This window comes from Prevotella sp. kh1p2, from assembly GCF_900111525.1.
Taxonomy (GTDB): domain Bacteria; phylum Bacteroidota; class Bacteroidia; order Bacteroidales; family Bacteroidaceae; genus Prevotella.
In genome coordinates, this window is sequence record NZ_FOHY01000006.1 from 68,462 (window position 1) to 90,445 (window position 21,984).

17 protein-coding genes and 2 tRNA genes are annotated in these 21,984 nt (G+C 55.6%); 11 read left to right on the plus strand and 8 right to left on the minus strand.

Annotation, left to right across the window (positions count from 1 at the left end; translation table 11 throughout):
• Nucleotides 1–94: 94 nt before the first annotated feature.
• Nucleotides 95–727 carry an O-methyltransferase gene (locus BMW31_RS04980; protein WP_091821930.1) on the minus strand — a complete coding sequence of 211 codons (633 nt, stop codon included), beginning with the start codon at nt 725–727 and terminating at the stop codon, nt 95–97.
• On the minus strand, nt 724–1,155 hold the full coding sequence (gene aroQ, locus BMW31_RS04985; protein WP_091821933.1) for a type II 3-dehydroquinate dehydratase: 432 nt from the start codon (nt 1,153–1,155) through the stop codon (nt 724–726). Before aroQ ends, BMW31_RS04980 begins: the two co-directional genes overlap by 4 nt.
• 98 nt (nt 1,156–1,253) lie before the next feature.
• Here aroQ and xerD point away from each other — a divergent pair, with 98 nt between their 5' ends.
• Nucleotides 1,254–2,201, plus strand: a complete 948-nt coding sequence (gene xerD, locus BMW31_RS04990) for a site-specific tyrosine recombinase XerD (protein WP_091821935.1) — start codon at nt 1,254–1,256, stop codon at nt 2,199–2,201.
• A 430-nt stretch (nt 2,202–2,631) separates the two neighbouring features.
• Here the strand turns inward: xerD and BMW31_RS13570 are convergent, their stop codons facing one another.
• Nucleotides 2,632–2,757, minus strand: coding sequence for a hypothetical protein (locus tag BMW31_RS13570; protein ID WP_255404826.1), 126 nt, complete (start codon nt 2,755–2,757; stop codon nt 2,632–2,634).
• Nucleotides 2,758–2,848: 91 nt separating this feature from the next.
• Here BMW31_RS13570 and BMW31_RS04995 point away from each other — a divergent pair, with 91 nt between their 5' ends.
• The 10 genes from BMW31_RS04995 (at nt 2,849) to BMW31_RS05040 (ending at nt 13,138) form a co-directional block, all read left to right on the plus strand.
• On the plus strand, nt 2,849–5,668 hold the full coding sequence (locus BMW31_RS04995) for a M16 family metallopeptidase (protein WP_091822130.1): 2,820 nt from the start codon (nt 2,849–2,851) through the stop codon (nt 5,666–5,668).
• Nucleotides 5,669–6,768: 1,100 nt separating this feature from the next.
• On the plus strand, nt 6,769–8,025 hold the full coding sequence (metK, locus tag BMW31_RS05000; protein ID WP_091821938.1) for a methionine adenosyltransferase: 1,257 nt from the start codon (nt 6,769–6,771) through the stop codon (nt 8,023–8,025).
• Entirely contained in the window at nt 8,026–9,042 is a 1,017-nt protein-coding gene (locus BMW31_RS05005) for a DUF4271 domain-containing protein (protein WP_091821941.1), read from the plus strand.
• A 7-nt stretch (nt 9,043–9,049) separates the two neighbouring features.
• A complete protein-coding gene (locus BMW31_RS05010; protein WP_091821944.1) occupies nt 9,050–9,796 on the plus strand; it encodes a uroporphyrinogen-III synthase in 747 nt (248 codons plus the stop codon).
• 9 nt (nt 9,797–9,805) lie between these two features.
• Entirely contained in the window at nt 9,806–10,207 is a 402-nt protein-coding gene (gene rnpA / locus BMW31_RS05015; protein WP_091821946.1) for a ribonuclease P protein component, read from the plus strand.
• Nucleotides 10,204–10,506, plus strand: a complete 303-nt coding sequence (gene yidD / locus BMW31_RS05020) for a membrane protein insertion efficiency factor YidD (RefSeq protein WP_091821949.1) — start codon at nt 10,204–10,206, stop codon at nt 10,504–10,506. Before rnpA ends, yidD begins: the two co-directional genes overlap by 4 nt.
• Nucleotides 10,507–10,545: 39 nt before the next feature.
• Entirely contained in the window at nt 10,546–11,844 is a 1,299-nt protein-coding gene (tyrS, locus tag BMW31_RS05025; RefSeq protein ID WP_091821952.1) for a tyrosine--tRNA ligase, read from the plus strand.
• A gap of 126 nt (nt 11,845–11,970) precedes the next feature.
• Nucleotides 11,971–12,041: transfer RNA gene (locus BMW31_RS05030), tRNA-Gln, on the plus strand.
• Between the two features lie 168 nt (nt 12,042–12,209).
• Nucleotides 12,210–12,281 (plus strand) — tRNA-Arg (locus tag BMW31_RS05035).
• Between the two features lie 62 nt (nt 12,282–12,343).
• A complete protein-coding gene (locus BMW31_RS05040; RefSeq protein ID WP_091821955.1) occupies nt 12,344–13,138 on the plus strand; it encodes an ADP-ribosylglycohydrolase family protein in 795 nt (264 codons plus the stop codon).
• Between the two features lie 505 nt (nt 13,139–13,643).
• Here BMW31_RS05040 and BMW31_RS05045 read toward each other — a convergent pair.
• Genes BMW31_RS05045 through BMW31_RS05065 form a run of 5 tightly spaced genes read right to left on the minus strand, consistent with a single transcriptional unit; the run spans nt 13,644 to nt 21,931 of the window.
• On the minus strand, nt 13,644–14,753 hold the full coding sequence (locus BMW31_RS05045) for a BACON domain-containing protein (RefSeq protein ID WP_091821957.1): 1,110 nt from the start codon (nt 14,751–14,753) through the stop codon (nt 13,644–13,646).
• 14 nt (nt 14,754–14,767) lie between these two features.
• Nucleotides 14,768–16,093 (minus strand): DUF4302 domain-containing protein, encoded by a 1,326-nt coding sequence (locus BMW31_RS05050; protein ID WP_091821960.1) that lies wholly within the window; start codon nt 16,091–16,093, stop codon nt 14,768–14,770.
• 20 nt (nt 16,094–16,113) lie between these two features.
• A complete protein-coding gene (locus tag BMW31_RS05055) occupies nt 16,114–16,992 on the minus strand; it encodes a zinc-binding metallopeptidase (RefSeq protein WP_091821964.1) in 879 nt (292 codons plus the stop codon).
• 29 nt (nt 16,993–17,021) lie between these two features.
• Nucleotides 17,022–18,593: a RagB/SusD family nutrient uptake outer membrane protein gene (locus BMW31_RS05060; protein ID WP_091821967.1), complete on the minus strand. Its 1,572-nt coding sequence runs from the start codon at nt 18,591–18,593 to the stop codon at nt 17,022–17,024.
• Nucleotides 18,594–18,613: 20 nt separating this feature from the next.
• Nucleotides 18,614–21,931 (minus strand): SusC/RagA family TonB-linked outer membrane protein, encoded by a 3,318-nt coding sequence (locus BMW31_RS05065; RefSeq protein WP_091822133.1) that lies wholly within the window; start codon nt 21,929–21,931, stop codon nt 18,614–18,616.
• Nucleotides 21,932–21,984 lie beyond the last annotated feature (53 nt).

Here is a 21,984-nt window from a genome sequence, read left to right on the forward strand (position 1 = left end):
ACTCTGTCTTTTAACCACTTCAGCAGCTAAAAAAATACGCTGTTACTCTGTCTTTAACCTGCAGCAAGCGCATAGCAGCACTATCTCCGCAGAGCTACTCTTGCTTTTTGCGGATGATGGTGAGGCCGTCGCGCAGCGGCAGAATTACCTTCTCCACCCGGCGGTCGCGCGCTACAAAGTCGTTGAAGGCCGCTATGCCCTGCGTCTGGTGGTCGTTCGCGTACGCAGGGTCAACCACATGGCCGTCCCAGAGCGTGTTGTCGGCCAGGATGAAGCCGCCCGGGCGCAGCACACCGAGCGCCATCTCGTAGGTTTGCAGATAGGTGCGCTTGTCGCCGTCGATAAACACCATGTCGAACACCACGCCCAGTTTGGGAGCCTCCACATTGGCGTCGCCGATGCGGAAGTCAATCTTCGAGGCCACTGCCGACTGCTCTATCCACGGGCGTGTGAAGTCTTCCATCTCGTCGTTTATCTCGAACGTCCACACCTTTCCGCCCTCTTCGAGTCCCTGAGCCATGCAGATGGCGCTGTAGCCGCTAAAGGTTCCCACCTCCAGAACGTTCCTGGGGCGGAGCATCTGCACCACCATCTTGAGCCAGCGGCCCTGCAGATGGCCGCTTGCCATGCGTCCGTGGATGGTGTGCAGGTTCGTGGCACGCCACAGGTTGTACAGGTACGGGTCCTCCGGGTCTATGTGGGCGTCGATGTACTCGTCTGTAGTCATGGCTCGCTCACGCCGTTCAGGATGGCCTCTACGGCCAGCCGGTAGCTGTCGAGGCCGAATCCGGCAATCACGCCCTTGCAGCCCGCGCTGATGAGGGAGCGGTGGCGGAACTCCTCGCGGCCGTGTACGTTGCTGATGTGAACCTCCACCACGGGGCACGGCAGCGAGCGGATGCAGTCCAGCAGGGCTATGCTGGTGTGCGTGTAGGCACCGGCGTTGAGCACGATGCCGTCGAAGCTGAAGCCCACTTCCTGCATCTTGTCTATCAGCTCGCCCTCGATGTTGCTCTGGTAGTAGTGCAGCTGCACCTCCGGATAGCGGGCCTGCAGCCCCGGCAGATAGCTCTCGAAGGAGCTCTTGCCGTAAATGCCCGGCTCCCTGACGCCGAGCAGGTTCAGGTTAGGGCCGTTAATGATTTGTATCTTCATGCTTTTTTTCTTATCTTTGCAAAGATAACGCAAACCCGTGTGACTGCCAAAGCATTTCCGCTTTTATTTTCATGCGGCGGCGGCCAATACATTGCAAGATGAAGCAACAAACCGACAAGAATACTGCTGCCGACATGGTGCGAACCTACCAGCGCTACCTGAAGCTGGAGAAGAACTACTCGCCCAACACCATCGAGGCCTATCTCAACGACCTGCGGCACCTGCTCGCCTTCCTGAAGGAGAACAGCCTACCGCCCGCCGACGTGCAGCTGGAGGACTTGGAGCGCTTTGCCGCCACCCTGCACGACAGCGGCATCGGCCCCACCTCGCAGGCCCGCATCCTCAGCGGCGTGCGTTCGTTCTACCGCTATCTGCTGCTCGACGGCTTCATCGACGCCGACCCCACCGAACTGTTGGAGTCTCCAAGGCTGGGCGAGCACCTGCCCGAGGTGCTCTCTACGCAGGAGGTAGACGCCCTGGAGGCCTCCATCGACCTCTCGAAGCCCGAAGGACAGCGCAACAAAGCCATCATCGAAGTGCTCTTCTCGTGCGGACTGCGCGTCTCGGAGCTTGTTAACCTCAAGTTCTCCGACCTCTACATCGACGAGCAATACGTGCGCGTACTGGGCAAAGGCAGCAAGGAGCGGCTCGTGCCCATATCGCCCAAGGCCGTCAAAGAGCTCAAGCTGTGGTTCTTCGACCGCAACCTGCTGCGCATAAAGCCCGGAGAAGAGGACTATGTGTTCCTCAACCGGCGCGGCCATCACCTCACCCGAACCATGATACTCATCATGATAAAGCGGCAGGCCCAGGCTGCCGGCATCCGCAAGACTATCTCTCCGCACACGCTCCGCCACAGTTTTGCCACCGCGCTGCTGCAGGGCGGGGCCGACCTTCGTGCCATTCAGGCCATGTTGGGGCATGAGGACATCGGCACGACGGAGATTTACACCCACATAGACACCACCACCCTGCGCGAGGAAATACTCACTCACCACCCCCGCAACATGCGCCACAGCGAGCCCGATGGCGGTACCGGAGACTGAAACTCCGGTCTCCCGCCCGTCCCAAAAGGCAGAGACCGGGGTGCCTAACGATTGACAGGGAGGCGCCGGAGCATACGGGCAGGACCTTTCGACACCTGTCGCACAATCGTTCCACACCTGTCTCACAATCGTTTGACAGGTGTCGAAAGTTCGCGGACGATAGCTTTTACACCCACGCCTGCTACTTAACCGCACCTTAAAACAAGGTGCAGGCAGCGTTTCCTCCCCTTAGAAAGGGGAGGTTAGGAGGGGATGATGCACGCAACAAGCATGAGGTAAGACTGCTGATAATCATCCCCTCCCCCGCCTCCCCTTTCCAAGGGGAGGATACCAGTTAGCCTTTCGGCTTGTCTGTAATTATCAATTCCTGCCAACAAGCAATGCTACAGCAATACGAAAATTACGCTGTTACTCTGTCTTAAAACAGCAGCTACTTTGTCTCAAAGCCACAAAAGCAGCCGAAAAAACACGCTGTTACTTTGTCTTTAATAATCAGCAACAAACCTGCAGCAGCCCGGGCAGCAGGCGCTTCATCTCTTTTTTCACCGCCGCTCATATATTTTTAGCTTGTCCGCATCGGCGAATGGAAGTTTTTTACTACCTTTGCGAAAAGATAAAAGATTAATAACCAAACCATTCCATTCATGATGAAACTCAGAAATCTACTCTTAGTTACATTGCTGTTTGTGGCCGGCATGGCGCAGGCTCAGTTCGAGATGCCCGCCATTCCTACCGACACGGCGGTCAGAATAGGCCGACTGGACAACGGACTGACCTACTACATCCGCTACAACAACTGGCCCGAACACCGCGCCAACTTCTACATTGCGCAGAAGGTGGGCTCCATCCAGGAGGAAGAAAGCCAGCGCGGACTGGCTCACTTCCTGGAACACATGGCCTTCAACGGCTCCAAACACTTCAAGGGCAACGACCTCATAGAATGGTGCCGCAGCAATGGCATCGAGTTCGGGGCCGACCTCAACGCCTACACCTCCATCGACCAGACGGTGTACAACATCAACAACGTGCCCACGACGCGGCAGAGCATGCTCGACTCGTGCCTGCTCATACTGAGCGACTGGTCTACAGGACTGCTGCTGGAGCAGGCCGAAATAGAAAAGGAACGCGGCGTTATACACGAGGAGTGGCGCCTGCGCACGAGGGCATCGAGCCGTATGTTCGAGCGTAACCTGGAGAAGCTGTACCCCGGAAGCAAGTACGGGCGCCGCTATCCGATAGGACTCATGAGCGTGATAGACAACTTCAAGCGCCAGGAGCTGGTAGATTACTACCACAAATGGTACCACCCGTCGCATCAAGGCATTATAGTAGTGGGCGATGTGGACGTAAACCACGTGGAAGCAGAAATCAAGAAGCTCTTCGGATCGGTCAAGAACCCGGCCAACGAGGCACCTATCGTAGACGAGCAGGTACCCGACAACGCCACGCCCATTGTGGTAATAGACAAGGATAAGGAGCAACAAACGAGCGTGGTGGATGTGATGTTCAAGCACGACGTGTTCCCCGACAGCCTCAAGAGCAACGTGGGCTACCTGCTGTACGGCTACATGAAGAACGCCGCCATAACCATGCTGGACAACCGCTACACCGAGGCGGCACAGAAAGCCGACTGCCCCTACGTGAATGCAGAGGCCTCCGACGACAACTACATCTTCTCCAAGACCAAGGACGCGTTCACCGTCAGCGTGCAGCCCAAGGACATGCAGCACACCGCCGAGGCCCTGCAGGCCGCCCTGACCGAGGCCCGCCGCGCCGCCGAATTTGGCTTCACGGCCACTGAGTACAAGCGTTTCCAGGACAACTACATCAGTTCACTGGACAAGGCCTACAGCAACAAGGACAAACGCTACACCTCGCAGTTCTACTCGGAGTGCCTGGGGCACTTCTTGACCAGCGAGCCCATGCCGCCCATCGAGTTCACCTACCAGACCATGAAGCAAATGGTGCCCATGATACCTGTAGATGGCGTGAACGAAATGATGAAGGAGTTTCTGCCCCAAAGCGACTCTAACATGGTTATCATCAACTTCAACAACGAGAAGGAAGGCAACGTGTACCCCACCGAGGCACAGCTGCTGGGAGCCGTGAAGGCCGCCCGCGAGGCACAGATTGCAGCCTACGTGGACAACGTGAAGAACGAACCGCTCATCAAGGAGCTGCCCAAAGCCGGCAAGATAAAGAAGGAAACGCGCAACGAGAAGCTCGGCTACACCAGCCTGGAGCTCTCCAACGGCGTAAAGGTTAACCTCAAGCAGACCGATTACAAGAAAGACCAGGTGCTCCTCTCGGGCACAGGAGGCGGCGGTTCGTCGCTCTACGGCGAGCCTGATTACGTGAACCTGAAGACCTTCAACGACGTGATAGGCATCAGCGGACTGGGTAACTTCTCCAGCACCGAACTGCAGAAAGCCCTCGCGGGCAAGATAGCAAACGCCGACCTGATGATGAGCGAGCGCCGGATGCTCGTCTCCGGCAACTCCACTCCCAAGGATGTGGAGACCATGTTGCAAATGGTGTACCTCTATTTTACCAACATCAGGAAGGACCCCGACGCCTTCCACAACCTCACCCAGCAGTATGACGTGGCGCTGAAGAACCGTGCCCTCTCGCCCGAAACGGCTGTGAGCGACTCGCTTACAGCCACTCTCTACGACCATAACAAGCGCCTCAAACCACTACTGCAGGCCGACGTGCCCCACATCGACTACGACCGCATTCTCACCCTGGCCAAGGAGCGCACCGCTTCGGCACAGGGATGGACGTTCAACATCGTGGGCAACTTCGACGAGGCTACCATCCGCCAGCTCGTTTGCCAGTATCTGGGCGCCCTGCCTGCCAAGGGCAAGGCCGAAAGCAGCAAGCGCGCATCGTACACAACGAAGCGGAACGTGGAGAACAAGTTCACCCGCAAGATGGAAACTCCTAAGGCCATGGCCTACATGGTGTGGCACAACGACCAGCTGCCCTATACGCTCGAGGGCGACATACAGGCCGACATGGCCGGCCAGGTGCTCTCGATGGTGTACCTGAAGCAGATACGCGAGGAGGCCAGTGCTGCCTACACGTGCGGCGCTTACGCCAACTCATCGGTCGACGACGATGGTACGCACGAGTACAACCTCCTTGGCGTGTGCCCCATGAAGCCCGAGAAGCGGGACATCGCACTCAAGATTATGAGCGAGGAAGCCGTTAAACTGGGCACCACCTGCGACGCCGAGATGCTGAACAAGGTAAAGGCGGCGATGCTGAAAAATGCCGACGACCGCGTAAAGACCAACACCTACTGGAACAACATCATAGGTACGTACGAGCGCGTGGGCCTCGACACCCACACCGACTACAAGCGGCTGGTGGAGGCGCAGACGCCGCAGAGCGTGTCGGCCTTCATGAAGAAGTTCCTCGAAACGGGCAACAAGGTGAGCGTCATCATGCTGCCGCAGGAGTAGCACCGCCTCTGCCGCCTTTGTAAGGCGACGAAACGACAGTTTGAAATCTCAACTTCCGGCCGCTGCATGCTGAATGGCAGGCGGCCGGGAGTTGAGTTTTTTGTTGGGTGATGGGGGTGGAATGTCTGGGTGATGGGTGTTAGATGTCTGGGTGATGGGTGTTAGGTGATGGGTGATACATGGCTGGTGATGGGTGATAAGGGGGTGTTTGGTGGGTATTCGGGAGGCTCCGGAGGCCGGTAAAAAGGCCTCCGCGTAACCCGCTCATCATGAGCGGGTTTGTAAAAGGTATCGTTCAAGGGGCTTGAAAGATACCACCAAGGGCCTTGAAAGGCATCTCCAAGGAGCTTGAAGCATACCTTTTGTTTTCCAACTTGCAATCAATTGATTTTCAGCAGCTATCGTTTGTGCACGGAAAAGCCCTGCCGGAGTGGGTTTCATACAATGCAGCAACGGTTCCTCCCCTTAGAAAGGGGAGGTTAGGAGGGGATGATATGTTAAGCAGCAAACTGCTAATTCGTAATTCATAATTCACAATTCATAATTCAGAAGGTGATGGTCTATCCTTCAAGTTAGCTAATTCCTGCCATCAAATCATCCCCTCCTCCGCCTCCCCTTTCCAAGGGGAGGATACCAGTTTGTCTTCTTGCAAATTGTTGCTGATTTATTCTTGCTATCAAACAGGCCCATTGCAGCAGGAAAAATACTCTGTTACTCTGTCTTTAAACCTCTGCTGCAACAGGAAAAATACTATGTTACTCTGTCTTTAAACCTCTGCAGCAACAGAAAAAATACTCTGTTACTCTGTCTTTAAACCTCTGCAGCAGCAGGAAAAATACTATGTTACTCTGTCTTTAAAACATAGCTCCGCCAAGCGCTGCAGCAATCAACCGACCCGCCGGTGCTCCCTTTTTAAGGCTGAATAATTTGGGAATGTGGAAAATACTTCGTACCTTTGCACTCGATTTATCATATTAAGGTTAACACTTGTGGAAGAATTTGGCTGCTTGCAACCACATAAAAAAATGCTAAAACTGCAAAATCCAATCAACGATTTTACGGTCACTTGGTGTTTTTCCACTTAAAAAAGAAAGGGAAAAATGAGTTATTTGTTTTCTTCAGAATCGGTGTCCGAGGGACATCCTGACAAAGTATCCGACCAGATTTCAGACGCTATTCTCGACCAGTTCCTGGCCTACGACGAAGACGCACACTGTGCCGTAGAGACTTTCTGCACCACAGGGCAGGTGGTCATCATGGGCGAGGTGCGCTCTGCGGAGTACATAGACCTGCAGACGATAGCGCGCAACACCATCAAGAAGATAGGCTACACGAAGGCCGAATACCAGTTCGACGGCGACTCGTGCGGCATCCTGACGGCCATACACGAGCAGAGCGACGACATAAACCGCGGCGTGAGCAGGGCCGAGGAGGACGAGCAGGGAGCCGGAGACCAGGGTATGATGTTCGGCTATGCCTGCAACGAGACCGAGAACTACATGCCCGTGTCGCTCTACTTGGCACATCTGCTCATGAGCACGCTGGCCGACATACGCCGCGAGGGCAGGCAGATGACCTATCTGCGGCCCGACTCCAAGAGCCAGGTCACGATAGAATACAGCGACGACGGCATACCGCAGCGCATTGACACCATCGTGGTGAGCACGCAGCACGACGAGTTCATGGACGACGACGCGGCCATGCTGGCCCGCATACGCGAGGATGTAATCAACATCCTCATACCCCGCGTGAAGGCACAACTGGGCAGCAAGGTGCTTGACCTGTTCAACGACCGCATCAAGTACTTTGTTAACCCAACGGGAAAGTTCGTTATCGGCGGCCCTCATGGCGACACCGGGCTCACCGGACGCAAGATTATTGTAGACACGTACGGCGGCAAAGGCGCCCACGGCGGCGGCGCCTTCTCCGGCAAAGACCCCTCTAAGGTCGACCGCTCGGCTGCTTACGCGGCCCGCTACATAGCCAAGAACATGGTTGCTGCCGGCGTGGCCGACGAAATGTTGGTGCAGTTGGCCTACGCCATCGGCGTGGCCGAGCCCGTGAGCATTTACGTGAACACCTACGGACGCAGCCATGTGGCCCTGAGCGACGGCGAGATTGCGCAGCGCATCATGCGCATGTTCGACCTCAGACCGCATGCCATCGAGCGTACACTCAAGCTCCGGCAGCCCATCTATCTGGAGACCGCGGCCTACGGACACATGGGTCGCAGGAACGAGTGGAAGCAAAAGACCTTCACCAGCAGGTATCACGAGACCAAGGTAATGGACGTGGAGCTCTTTACATGGGAGAAGCTGGACCGCGTGAACGACATCAGAAAGGAGTTCGGACTGTAAATGCAGGCAGGCGACACCATACAGGTACAGGGCGCCGCAGCCGGCACACAGCCGGCGGCACGCCACCTTCGCCACCAGCCAACGCCACGTGAGGTGCTGAGCTGGCTGCCCCGCAGCGCCACGCCCGCACAGATGGACTCCGCCATCAGGCAGCACATCAAGCCCTCTCCCATACACTGGAGCTCGCGCCCCGACACGCTCCACCTGCCCGGACACCAGCCCGGCAAGAGCCTGCTCAACGCTCCGCTGCCCAAATACTACAAGGAGTCGTTCTTCTCGGGCGACTCTCTCTTCCACCCCGAGCTCACGGGAGGCCGCATGGGTGTGGCAGGCGACCCCGTTCCCTATACGGTGGCGGGCGACAACCTGATAACGGGCATCCTGATAGCCAGCTTCATACTAGCCGCGGTAGCCTTCTCGCAGTCGCGCAGGTTCATCGCCCGGCAGGCCAAGAACTTCTTTTACGTGCCCCGGAGCGGCACTACCGTCATCACAGAGACATCCGGCGAGCTGCGCTTTCAGCTCTTTCTGGTGCTCCAAACCTGCCTCATGCTGGCCCTGGGGTTCTTTTTCTACACCAAGGAGACGGTGAGCGACGTCTTCATCATCGGGCAGTACCAGGTCATAGGGCTGTATACAGGGGTGATAGCGGTCTATTTCCTGCTCAAGGCAGCAGCCTACTCGTTCACCGACTGGGTGTTCTTTGGCGGCAAAAAAAATGAACAATGGATAAAAGCCTACCTCTTCATTATCTCCATGGAGGGCGTATTGCTGTTTCCCTTGGTGCTGCTGCAGGCGTTCTTCGCCCTCCCCATGAATACTGCTGCCATCATGGCAGTGGCTATAGTGGTTTTGTTTAAATTGTTGTCGCTTTACAAGACTTACCTTATCTTTTTCCGGAAAAAAGGTGCCTTTATGCAAATATTTTTGTACTTTTGTGCGCTCGAAGTCGTTCCTTTACTCTCCCTGTGGGGAGCGTTGGTAACGATTAACGGTTATTTGAAGATAAATTTTTAGGACACTGATAATGAAGAAGATTTTAGTATCACAGCCCCAACCCACCAGTGAGAAGTCTCCGTATTACGATATCGAGAAAGAGTTCGGCGTACAATGCGTGTTCCGGCCCTTTTTCAAGGTTGAGGGGCTCTCGGCGAAAGAGTTCCGCCAGCAGAAAGTGAGCATACTCGACCACACTGCAGTTGTGTTCACGTCGCGCCATGCCATTGATAACTTCTTCAATCTGGCCAAGGAGATGCGCCTCACCATTCCCGAGGACATGAAGTACTTCTGCGTGATAGAGACCATAGCACTGTACATCCAGAAGTACGTTCAGTACCGCAAGCGCAAGGTCTTCTTCGGTACGACGGGCAAGATGCAGGATCTCATCCCCACGATGGTGAAGCACAAGACCGAGAAATACCTCGTTCCGCAGAGCAGCGTGCACAATGACGACATCAAGGAAATGCTCGACGCCAAGAAGCTACAGCACACGGAGTGCGTGATGTACCGCACGGTGAGCAACGACTTCAGCGACGATGAGAAGGCAAACTTCGACTACGACATGCTCATCTTCTTCAGTCCTACGGGCGTGAATGCGCTGCTCAAGAACTTCCCCGACTTCAAGCAGGGCGACATCAAGATAGGAGCTTTCGGCCCGGCAACCAGCAAGACGGTCAGAGACTTGGGTCTGCGCCTCGACTTCGAGGCACCCTCGCAGGAGTTCCCGTCAATGACCAGCGCGCTGAAAGATTATCTGAAGAAGCACAAGTAAACCGATACGATGGCTGCATCCGGAGCTTTCACGCTTGGCAAAGAGGAGCGGCTGTGCAGCAGGATGCTCATAGACAGGCTCTTCAAGGGTAGCGGCAGCCGCTCGCTGTCGGCCTATCCGCTGCGTGCCGTGTACATGCAGATAGAGTCTGACGGACAAGGGCCGCAGGTGCAGATGCTCGTCAGCGTTCCCAAGAAGTGCTTCAAGCGGGCCGTGAAGCGCAACCGCGTGAAGCGACAGGTGCGCGAAGCCTTCCGCAAGAACAAGCAGAAGCTCACAGAACGCATGGCATCCACCACAGACAAGGCCGTAGTAGTGGCTTTCATCTGGCTCGACGGCAAGTTGTACAGCTCGGCATCGGTAGAGGCGCAGGTATGCAATCTGCTGGAGCGAATGGGCGAGCGCCTATGAAAACCCTGCACAGTATCGGTCGCGGTCTGCTGTGGGCATGGCGCTGGTTGGTTCATGCCCTGTCGTGGCTGCTCATCTTGCCCATCCTGTTCTACCAGCACTTTATCACCCCCTACACACCTTCCTCCTGCCGGTTCACCCCTACTTGCTCGGAGTACGCACGCCAGGCCATCCTCAAACGCGGCCCTGTGGTGGGCCTGCTGCTGGCCATTTGGCGAATACTGCGGTGCAACCCGTGGGGCGGGAGCGGCTATGACCCCGTACCGGAGAAGCGCAGCAGGAAAGCCAAACACCCCTGAAAACAAGAACCCGACAATACAATCACAACGAAAAAAGATATGAAGAACTTTGTAGAAGAACTGAAATGGCGCGGCATGCTGGCGCAGATAATGCCCGGAACAGAGGAGTTACTGCAGAAGGAAATGGTCTCCGCATACCTCGGAACCGACCCTACGGCCGACTCCCTGCACATCGGCCACCTGTGCGGCATCATGATGCTGCGCCATCTGCAGCGGTGTGGGCACAAGCCCTATCTGCTCGTGGGCGGCGCCACCGGAATGATAGGCGACCCTTCGGGCAAAAGTCAGGAGCGCAATCCCCCCGACACCGAGACCCTCTACCACAACCAGGAAGCCATCAAGGCACAAGCAGCCAGGTTCCTCGACTTCGACGGCAGCGAACCCAACAAGGCCGAGCTGGTGAACAACTACGACTGGATGAAGGACTTCACCTTCCTCGACTTCGCTCGCGAAGTGGGCAAGCACATCACCGTTAACTACATGATGGCCAAGGACAGCGTGCAGAAGCGCCTCAACGGCGAGGCCCGCGACGGCCTCTCCTTTACCGAGTTCACCTACCAGCTGCTGCAGGGATACGACTTCCTGCACCTCTACCAGACACTGGGCGTGAAGCTGCAGCTGGGCGGAAACGACCAGTGGGGCAACATGACCACCGGCACCGAGCTCATCCGCCGCACGCTGGGACAGGACGCCGAGGCCTTCTGTCTCACCTGCCCGCTCATCACCAAGGCCGACGGCAAGAAGTTCGGAAAGACCGAGAGCGGCAACGTATGGCTCGACCGCAACCGCACCACGCCCTACGCCTTCTACCAGTTCTGGCTCAATGTGAGTGATGACGACGCCGAGAGGTACATCAAGATATTCACTTCTCTCGACAAGCCGACCATCGACTCGCTTGTAGCAGAGCACCGAGAGGACCCCGGACGCCGCGTGTTGCAGAAGCGGCTGGCCGAAGAAGTTACCACGATGGTGCACTCGCAGGCCGACCTCGACATGGCCATAGCAGCCAGCAACATCCTCTTCGGCAAAGCCACAAGGGAGAGCCTGGCCAGCCTCGACGAGGCCACTCTTAACGACGTGTTCAAGGATGTGCCCCACTACACGCTCGACAAAGCCCTGCTCGGCGGCCCCGCTGTCGACCTCTTCTGCCAGGACAACATGCAGATATTCCCCAGCAAGAGCGAGATGCGCAAGCTTGTTAAGGGCGGCGGCGTGTCGCTCAACAAAGAGAAAGTAACGGCGTTCGACCAACCCGTAACCGCTTCCGACCTCATCGACGGCAAGTACCTGCTCGTACAGAAAGGCAAGAAGAACTACTTCCTCCTCACGGTTAAGTAGCAGCACGGCGGCAGCAGCCCCGCAGGGAGCCTTTAGGGCGGCCTGTCTTTTTGCCTGCGCGAGCGCAAATAATGGGCAAAAATTTGGCCGACACGCAAAAAAGCAGTATCTTTGCAACCGCTTCCTTGTCCTATGGTGTAATGGTAGCACTACAGTTTTTGGTTCTGTCAGTGGTGGTTCGAATCCGCCTGGGACAACAGAAAAGCGCATGTTATCGGAGTTCCGACAACATGCGTTTTTTGTTTCAAAAGCAAAAACCACCACAAAATCGCTCGGAACCGGCAACCTGATGCTGCGGCAAACACGAAAATTATGGGCAGAAGTTTTGTGTTCTGAAAATTTACAATTACCTTTGCATACGGTTCGGTCCCGTAGTTAAATGGATAGAACGGAGGTTTCCTAAACCTTTGATCCGAGTTCGATTCTCGGCGGGATCACCCGATGAGAAACGGCAGCAGCCCGTTTCACTACCTTTTGTAAACACTAAACACAGGATACCATGTTAGGAGCAATCATAGGAGACATTATCGGTTCGCGCTTTGAGTTTGACGAAACGCCGGCCGAGGGCTTTGAACTGTTCGGCCAGCACTGCTCTTACACCGACGACACCATCTGTACCGTCGCCATTGCCGACGCCATACTCAACGGCCGCAGCTACAAGGAAGCCCTGCTCGACTGGTGCCGCCGCTACCCCGAACCTATGGGAGCCTACGGCAGCATGTTCCAGCAGTGGATACATTCGGCCAACCCCCAGCCTTACAACTCGTACGGCAACGGCTCTGCCATGCGCGTAAGCGCGGTGGGATGGCTGTTCGACGACTATCACGACGTGATGCGCGAGGCCCGTAACTCGGCCATCGTAAGCCACGGACACCGCGAGGGCATCAAGGGCGCCCAGTGCGTGGCAACGCTCATCTACTGGCTGCGCACCGTGCGCATAACCAAGAACGAGGTGGAACATGCAGTGAGGAAGAACTTCGGATACGAGATTCCGCCACTCCGCGACATCTACAAGATAGGCCACGAGGGCCACTTCGACGGCATCTGCCAGGAAACAGTGCCGTGGGCCATACGCTGCTTTCTGGACAGCCAGAACTTCGAGGACGCCATCCGAACGGCCGTCATGGCACGCGGCGATACCGACACCAAGGCCGCCATCTGCGGCAGCATAGCCGAAGCCTACTACGAAGTACCCGAGGAGATGATAGAACGCGTGTACGACTACCTGCCCGACGACATGCTGCAAGTTATCGAGCAGTTCTACACCCGCATACAGACCGACATCAAAGGCTGAACCATCACTGCCTCCGCTTTGTACTTTCACCCACACGAAAGGCGTGCAACCACTCTCCCGTTGCACGCCTTTCTGCGTTCCATGTGCAGCTTCCAAGGGCTCCGGAGCTGTATGTTTCCTGCCGGTTGGCTGCTGTTTAGGAAAGACAGAGTAACAGAGTAATTTTTCTGCTGCTGTGGGGTTGCATGTTAGAAGAAATAGATAAGAAAAGAACAGTGAAGAGACAAACTGGTATCCTCCCCTTAGAAAGGGGAGGCGGAGGTGGGGATGAGCACATAGGAATAATTAAACAATCGCTGACTGAAATCATCTCTTCCCTACCTCCTCTTTCCTATTGGAGGTGCTGAAGCTATGCTTCGGGAACTTTCGACACTTGTCGCACATGAATTTGACACTTGTCGCACAATCGTGCGACAGGTGTCGAAAGTTCCGTCTCCATACAAAGACTCCCGCCATAGTCCGTCACGACCACAGCGGGAGCTTGTGTATTGAGATTTTAAGGAAACTACTTCCGGCTGAAGGCGAACGGCTGCATTTGCTTCATGGGTTTGGCGCCGGCGGCCTGCTCTTTGATGAGCACCGGGTAAGCTAACCGCAGCAGTGTGCTCTTGCGGCTCTTGGAGCTGAACACGTCGCTGTCAAACAAGGCAAGATAGAGGCCGCTCACGGTGTAGTTTGACCACGAGCCGTTGTCCTCGAACACGCCAACGGTATAGCCGTCTACGTTCTGGAACTGGCAGTTATAGGTGTAATTCTTGGCCCAGGTAATGTACCCTTGCTCGGTGTCCCACAGGCATGCGCCCACGTTATAGGTCACACTATCGTTTACTTCGTACGTTCCGAAGTTGGTGCCGCCGGCAAGCGTGAAGCTCAGTTTCGACGCATCGAACTGCACGGGGCACTTCCAGCCGAGCTTGGGGAACTCTATCCGCAGGTTGCCGGCGGTTCCTTTAAGCTCGGCATCCAGGTAAACAGCCTCGCCCGTTTCACCATCCTGGCCGGCCAGGCGATAGCTGCCGAGGATGTCTTTCAGCTCACCCTGCACCACGAGTACGGAGTCCTTGCGGTTCACACCGTTTATGTAGGCATAGCCACTGCGCACACTGCCCGTGGTGTTGGGCTGTGCGGAGAAGTGCAGACTGTCCTGGCTGAAGGTAACGGTGCACCAGTCGGGGCAGTCGATGGTGGGCGTGAAGCTGATGTTGGCAGCCACGCCGCTGCCCTTGCCGTTATCGTTGAGTGCCACCACATGGCCGCCCAGGCCGAAGCGCATGCCCGTTTGGGTGGCGGAGATGTGTACGGCGTTGTTGTTGCGGTCGGTTATGGTGACGTTGGAGTTACGCGACTCCATGCCCTCATAAGGTGCTACGGTAACGCTTACGGTGGTGTCGCTGCTCACGGTAACGGTGCACCAGGTCTCGCTGCTGGCGGCCGAAGTCACGCCGGAGGTGGCGGCCAGCACTACCGTACCGGTGCCTCCCTGGGCCGTGAAGTCGATGTCTGACTTGATTATGCGGAGCTGCGAGACTGCTTCCGTGGCCTCATCGTCACTCGAACAGGCTGTGATGAGGAACATTGCCCCGAGGAGCAACCAGATGATATTTATCTTTTTCATAAGTCAACGGTTTTTTATTCTAACACAGAATTCAGGCGCAGGGTGAACCAAACGCCGGGATCCTTGATACTGGTAAACGTAACTTCCGACTTGGCAAAGCCGTCGTTGAACTTTGCCTGGTAGGGGCTGGCCGCGAGCACGGCCTGTACGAACGAATCGACGGCCGTCTTCGTGGAGCCATAGTAGCCATAGCCCTCGCCTAAACCGGTGAAAGAGAAGATGCCCTTGGCCTCGTCCTCTACCTTGATACCTATGCCGTAGTTGGCATTAGTGGGGAAATGATAGCCAAAGAAGTCGAACTCCCAGTAGAATGAAATTACGTTCTCAAAGCCATCATCGATGTCGGAATCCTCGGTAGAGGGACCTATGTAGGCATAGCGGAACTGGTAGGAGGAGGAGTAACTATTGGCTTTCCAGTACTTGGTGTACAGCTCGTCGCTCATGTCATGCCGTGTGGCAGTGGCCTGGAACATCCAGGGATACTTGGAGTGGAGGAACTGGTCGAGGGCCGAAGGCATGGGGATGACGGCTGTACCGTCGGTTGACTTCACGTTGCCGGTGGTCTCGTCGTAAACAAAATCTTGGTACTTGTGGCCGTTTACGGTAATGGGGCTGTAGAGGTGGAAGCCCTCTGTATCGTAAATGTAGGGCGTGGTGACTGCGGCGTTGTTGTTATCAACATCGGTGTAGGTAAACTGCTTGCTGTCGAAAGTGACGGGATACGACTTTCCGTCGACCAACATCTCCTGGCGTGGGGCAAAGGCTATGTTGATGTCTTGCTGCAACACCTTGCTGATATAGTCGTCGGAGCTGTCCTTGAGTTTCACCATCACCATGTTGTTGTCGTATTTCTTGCCGCGCAGGAAGATGGTATCCTCATCGGCGCTGGCCCGCATGAACACGAATTCATAGTCGCTCTCGTAGCCGTCAACGTCTTCGGAACCCTGCGGTTCGGAGAAGAAGTGGAAGATGGGGTTATAGGTGTCGAAGGTCAGGATGATGCTCTGCTCCGACTTCACTGAATACTTCGAGTTGACGATTGTGCCTGGATCCATTGCTTCACCGTCAGTACCGGTGAAGCTGAGTTCGCTTGCCATGGCCACGCTATCGGCAAAGAACTTGGCCGTGTACACGTAACCACCCATGGAACCGTCGCTGGGATAGAACTGCATAACCCACCCCTTGTCGCTGCTTTGCAGCAACTTGTGGTAGTAATCCACGCTCTTGTTCAGGCGCTGGGCTGCCGATTCGGGGAACAGGCTGTCTTCCTCGGACGTACACGAGGCAAGCCCCAACACGGCAACTGACAGCACTGCGATGAAATAATATATTCTTTTCATATTCTAATCTAAACTTGTTGTCATTTCAGGTTGTACAAATCAACGCTGCCTTTCACGATGTCGTTCATTCTTCGTTGTACGACCGAACGCAGCTTGTCGAGGTCTATGCCCCAGGAGTTTTGCATATACTTCTTCACGATGTCGAGCTTCTGCTCAATGATGGGGGCACCTGTTTCGCCGGCGTCGGCAAGAACGGCTGCCCATTCCTGGGGTGTGTAGGTGATGTAGATGGACGTAACCTCGGCTATGTCCTCACGTGCTTCGGACGAGGCATAGGCCGAGACGAATCCCTGCTTGCGCGCTTCCTCATCAGAAGTGAGGTACCAGTCGCCGTTCACATAGTGCCCCTCGGATATCAGGTCGTAGCTGGGGTCGTAGCTCTTCGTTTGGTGCAGGATGTGCGAAAACTCATGGTGCATGGTCTTGAAGTAGTACTCGTTCAGCAAATCGCGGTTTATTTGGAGGCTGTTCACCAGGTAGAGGGTCACTTTCAGCCCGCCCTCGGCGGTTCCCAGCACCATGGTGCCGTTGTCCTGGTAGGCTGCGGAGCCTATGAGGTGGAGTATCTTGGGCACGTAGGCACGCGTGAAGTCAGTTCCGGCCACCTCGTCGTAGGCGTCGAGCCAGGCATATTTCACGATGTGAGCCAGTTCGACGGACTTCACATAGTCGGCCGGAGCGAGGGTGTAGTTGTAGTCCGACTCGATGTCCTGCATCTTGTAGATAACCTTCATGTTGTAAGGCAGGGTGTAGTTCCTGTATATCCACTTGTCAAAGTCATTCTGGTTGGCTGCCTCCTGGTTCACGAAGATGCTTTCTCCCTCTGGGTCATCGTTCCCGCAGGATGAGAGTACGAGTGCAGCTGCCATGAGGCAGGCCATATAGATATATTTTCTCATAATGATGTTGCTTTATAAATTGGTTGTTGTTACCTTGGGTTAGCCTCAAGGCCTGCATTGATTACGCTGGCTGGCAACTGCAGGGCGCGGCGCGGGTCGTTCACGTCCAGGGAGTCGAGTACGGTCCACTGGCCACTTGTTTCGTACCTGCGGCGGTAAATCTTGAGGCCGTAACGCTTCACGTCGAACCAGCGGAGGCCTTCGTGCAGCGTCAGGATGCGGCGCGTGTGCAGGATAGCATGGATGAAGTTTTCCTGCTCTCCGGGCGTTACCGTAAAGTCGGGATGCAGTTCCTTCTTGGGTGTGGGGGCGGTGGGGGTGTAGTAGGCCATGGCGTCACCATACACACTCGCTACGCGGGCAGGTGTAATCTGGCCGGTGTAGCTCGTGAAGGCATGGACGAAAGTATTCAGGTCGGCAGCTGCCTCGGCGTACTGGCCCTTCATGGCGTAGGCCTCGGCGCGGTTCAAAATTACCTCGTCGGCCAGCAGAGCCGGGTACATAACGTGTGCATAACCTATCCGGTTCACCACGTCAGTGTACTCAAAGTATTCTGATAGTTTAGGCATGAGCACCTTGGCAAAGCCCAGGTACTGCGGTATGGTATAGTACATTCGTCTGTAGGAGCCCCATAACGTGGTGGCGCGGCAGGTCTCCGTCTGAGCCAGTCGTGTGCCGTGGCAGTACTTCTGCCCCAGATTGTAGGGCCCATAGACGCGTGCCCAGAGCGAACGAGTTGAGTAGAGCATCAGGTTAGCCTTCTCTTCAACGTTGACGAACTGCGTTTGGCGGACGCCGTCGTTTGGTGTCAGGCCGCCCACTGATTTCCAGTCGCGCAGTGCGTTGGCAGGATTATCGGTCAACACCTCGGTTGCATACTTGATTACCTTGTCGTAGTTGGACTTGTCGGTCTGTACATAATAGAGGTAGAAGCGGGCAGCAAATGCGTAGGCAGCCTTCTTGTTGAAGTGATAGGCCGTAACGGTGTGGATGGCATCGTTAATCAGCGGCAGCCCTTCTTCTATGTCTTCGGCCATCTGCTTATAGTCTTCGGCCACGGTGCCACGCGGATAATTCGGCGAAACCGTATTCTCCACCGTCTTCATATAAGGTATGCCGAGGTCGGTGTTGGCCGTTGAAGGGCGATAGCCCATGGTGAACAGGTTGGTGAGAATGAAGTGGTTGTAGGCCCGGCAGAGCAAAGCTTCACCCTTCTGGGCCGACATCGACGACGGGTCGGGCAAGCTGTTGATGGCCTCCAACACCATGTTGGCAGAGGCGATGGCATGGTAGCTGTCGTTCCAAAGCATGTAGGGGCTGTCTTCCTCCTCGGCAGTTACATCCTTCCAGGTGGCCAGCTGCTCCTGCATAACATTCATGGCGGTGTTGGCGGCGCCTGCTATTTCATCAGTATTGTCGGATGTCATCTCGTTTATTTCCGCAAAGTTCGTGGTCGGATAGCATGAAACCAGCATGTCCGTTATCTTCTCCTTCGTGTCCAACTCCGTGCGGTTGTCGGGCATCTTGTCCAGATAGCTGTCGCAAGCCGAGAAACTTGTGCCGACGGCCAAAGCCAGTAAATACAGATTTATCTTTTTCATATCAATGTTGTTTTAAGTGATTAGATGCCTACTCTCAAAGTAAGTGTAAACTGTTTGGGCATAGGGGCGGAGACTCCTCCCGAACGGAAGAACTCCGGATCCTGCCCGTTCAGCTTCTTGTCTGCATAGATAAGGAAGAGGTTGGTGGCCTGCAGTTTCAGTGAGAGGTCGCTTATCTTGAGCGGAGTGAGCCACGGCTTGGGGAACTGATACGACAGCGAGATTTCCTTCATGCGGATAAAATCGCCCTTGGCAATGCGGGCCGTGGAGTAGTTATAGGCGTTGTAGAGAGTCTTCAGCTCGCGGTCAACGGTCACCTGCCGGTCGGTCAGGATGACGGGAATGTTGGTAACAGCCTCGTCGCCGGCCTGAACCCAGCGGTTCTTGAACTCTTTTGGCATGGCGTCGAGGTCGGAATACTCTTCCTTGAAGGCCGAAGCCAGGCGCACGACGTTACCGAACGAATAGGTTATGAACACGTTGAGCTTGAAGTTCTTGTAACTGAAGATGTTCCCGAAGCTGCCCGTCGTTGTTGGGTCAGTAGGCCCTTCGTACACCAGGTTTTCAAGTTTGCGGCTCTGGAAGTCTATCTCGCCGCCGTTGGTAGTCTGCCCGCCGTCTTCTTCGAGGATAAGGGGCATGCCCTTGTCGCTCAGTCCTTCGAACTTGTAAGAGAACAATCCCCTGACGGGATAGCCCTCCAGGGCGAAGCCGGTACCCGATACCACGTCCACAATCTGTGCCGTCGACTCCAGCTCGGTTACCTTGTTCTTGGCGTAGGAGAAAATGAAATCGGACGTCCAGGAGAAGTTCTGGGTCTGTATGTTCTTGGTGTTGAGCGAGAACTCCACACCGTGCGACTCCATGGTAGCCACGTTGGCCAGCTTCTGTATCTGGCCACCGGCGCCGGCAGTCTTGATGGGACCAATCAAGTCATAGTTGTTTCGCTTGTACCAGTCGACCGTAAGATTGATGCGGTTGTTCACGAATCCCATGTCGGCTCCAATGTTGAACTCGTGCTTCTTCTCGTAGGTAAGGTCCTTGTTGGCCAGGTCGGTAAAGTCGAGTCCGCTCTCCTGGATGTTCGTAAACGGGCGGTAGGGTTTGTAGCTGCGCAATACCACCGACGAGTTTGTTACGTTCGAGGGGCCCGGGTCGCCTGTAAGTGAGTACGAGGCCTTGAGCGTTAAGTGCGAGAGCACGTTCTTGAAGGTGGCATCGAACCAAGGTTCTTCGTGGGCGTTCCATGCTCCCGACACGTTCCATGTAGGCAGCCAGCGGGCCGAGCGGGCCTTACCCAGGCGGTTGGTACCCTCGTAGCGGTAGGTGCCGTTCAGCGTGTAGCGGCCCTTATAGGAATAGGTGGCGTTGGCGAAGAAGGCCGACGTGCGGGTATAGGTGTTAGAGAGCGAATAGTAATCGCTATTGGTTTCGATGCTCTTCTTGAAGAACTGATAAACGTAGAACGGCAGTTCGCCGCGCGTATATTGCATACCCCAGCCGTTGAAGAAGTCCTTGTTGCGCGAGATGTCGCTCACCTCGAAACCGCCGAAGAGGTTCACGATGTGGTCCTGTGCAAAGGTATGGTTCCAGTTCACGGTACCACGCACGTCGTAGCTGTTCATCTTGTACGATGTCTTCTGGTAGATACCGCCGTTGGGCAGTATTGAAACGGGCAGCGCATAGGGGTCGTCCGGGTCGGTATAGAGATAGGGGTTGGCGTTGCGTATGGTGGCATCGGCCATGGCGCGGTAGGCCATTGCCTGGTTCGAGTCGTCCATAATGTGGTGTGCCTGGCCTGTAGTGGCGTACTTGGCGGCACCCAGCAACGAGAACTCCAGCCCCTTGATGGGTTTGTATTTCAGCTCGCCCTGGAACTTGAGGTCAACCACATCCAGGTCTATGTAGTTGTTTTCCAGCTCCGCCAGGATGTTGAACGGCGCGTAGTTACGCGTGTAGTAGGTGTTGGCATCGAGCGTACGAGAGGTGTTGAGCGAGTAGGAATAGGGGTTAATGTCGAAGTCTCGCTTCACCTCACCGTACACGGGGTCCACGCTCTGGCTCAGCGTTCCGGGCGCTTTCTGCCTGCGGTAAGAGGCTGAGGTGATAATGTTGAACGACAGCTTGTCCGATATATTGTACGTTGCATTCAGGTTGCCGGTGTAGCGTTTCACGTCGCTGGCCTTGTACCATCCCGGATCCACCATCACGCTCAGCGAGGTGTAGAAGTTCAGCTTGTCCGTACCGCCGCTCATGCTGACGGAGTGGTTGTGCTGTATTCCGTTGGAGAAGAGCTGGTCGAACCAGTTGGTGTTCCTGAATTCTGCCTGCTGCAGGTAGGCATTCTCGGCGTCGGTGGTGTTCTCCATGGCAAAAGTGCCGCTCACGGGGTCGTAGGTATTCATGAGCTGATACATCTTTCCGTACACGCCGCTCTCCGAAGCACGGTAGGATTCGGCAAAGTTCAGCCAGCCCTTGTCGCGCATTTCGCGGTACACACCCATCTGTTCCTGCGAGTTCATGATGTTGAAGTTGCTGTAGCTCGGTATCAGGCGCATGGTGTACTCGCCTGTGTACGAAATCTTGCTGTGGCCGGCACGGCCCTTCTTGGTGGTTACCACAATCACGCCGGCCATGGCGCGGGCACCGTAGATGGAGGTGGCCGAGCCGTCCTTGAGTATCTGGAAGCTCTCGATGTCGTCGGCATTGAGGCCTGCAATGGCCGATGAAATCAGCGTAACGGCATCGCCCGAGGAGAGTTCATCGGCCCCCACCTCGGTTACGTCCTCCATGATAACGCCGTCTACAACCCACAGCGGCTTCGAGTCGCCGTAGATGGAAGTGGCTCCACGCACGCGAATCTTGGGCGCGGTACCGAAGGTTCCCGTTACGTTCTGCACGCTCACGCCGGCTGCGCGGCCCTCGAGCGAGCGGCTGATGTCGGCCACTCCGTCCAGTTTAGCTTCTCCGGCATTGATTGAAGTGGATGCTCCGGTAAACAGACGGCGGTCGATGTGCTGCATGCCTGTTACCACCACCTCGTTCAGGGTGGTGTTTGACTGCAGCTTGATGACCATTCCGCTGCGCGCCGTAACGGTCTGCGTCTCCATGCCCACGTAGCTCACTACCAGGCGTGTGCCGCCGGCTGCGTCGATTGTAAATTTTCCGTCGGCGTCCGTAATGGCCACAGCCTTGCCGCTCCCGGCCTTCACCGTGGCGCCAAGTACGGGCGAGCCGTCATCCTGGAAGACTACTGTTCCGGAGATTTTCGATTGTGCCAAGGCCTCTCCAATACACAAGAACAGGCAGGCTAAGAATACGATTAGTTTCTTCTCCATAACATACAAGTTAAAATTAAATATAATTATTAGTCGTTTGCAAAAGTATGTTA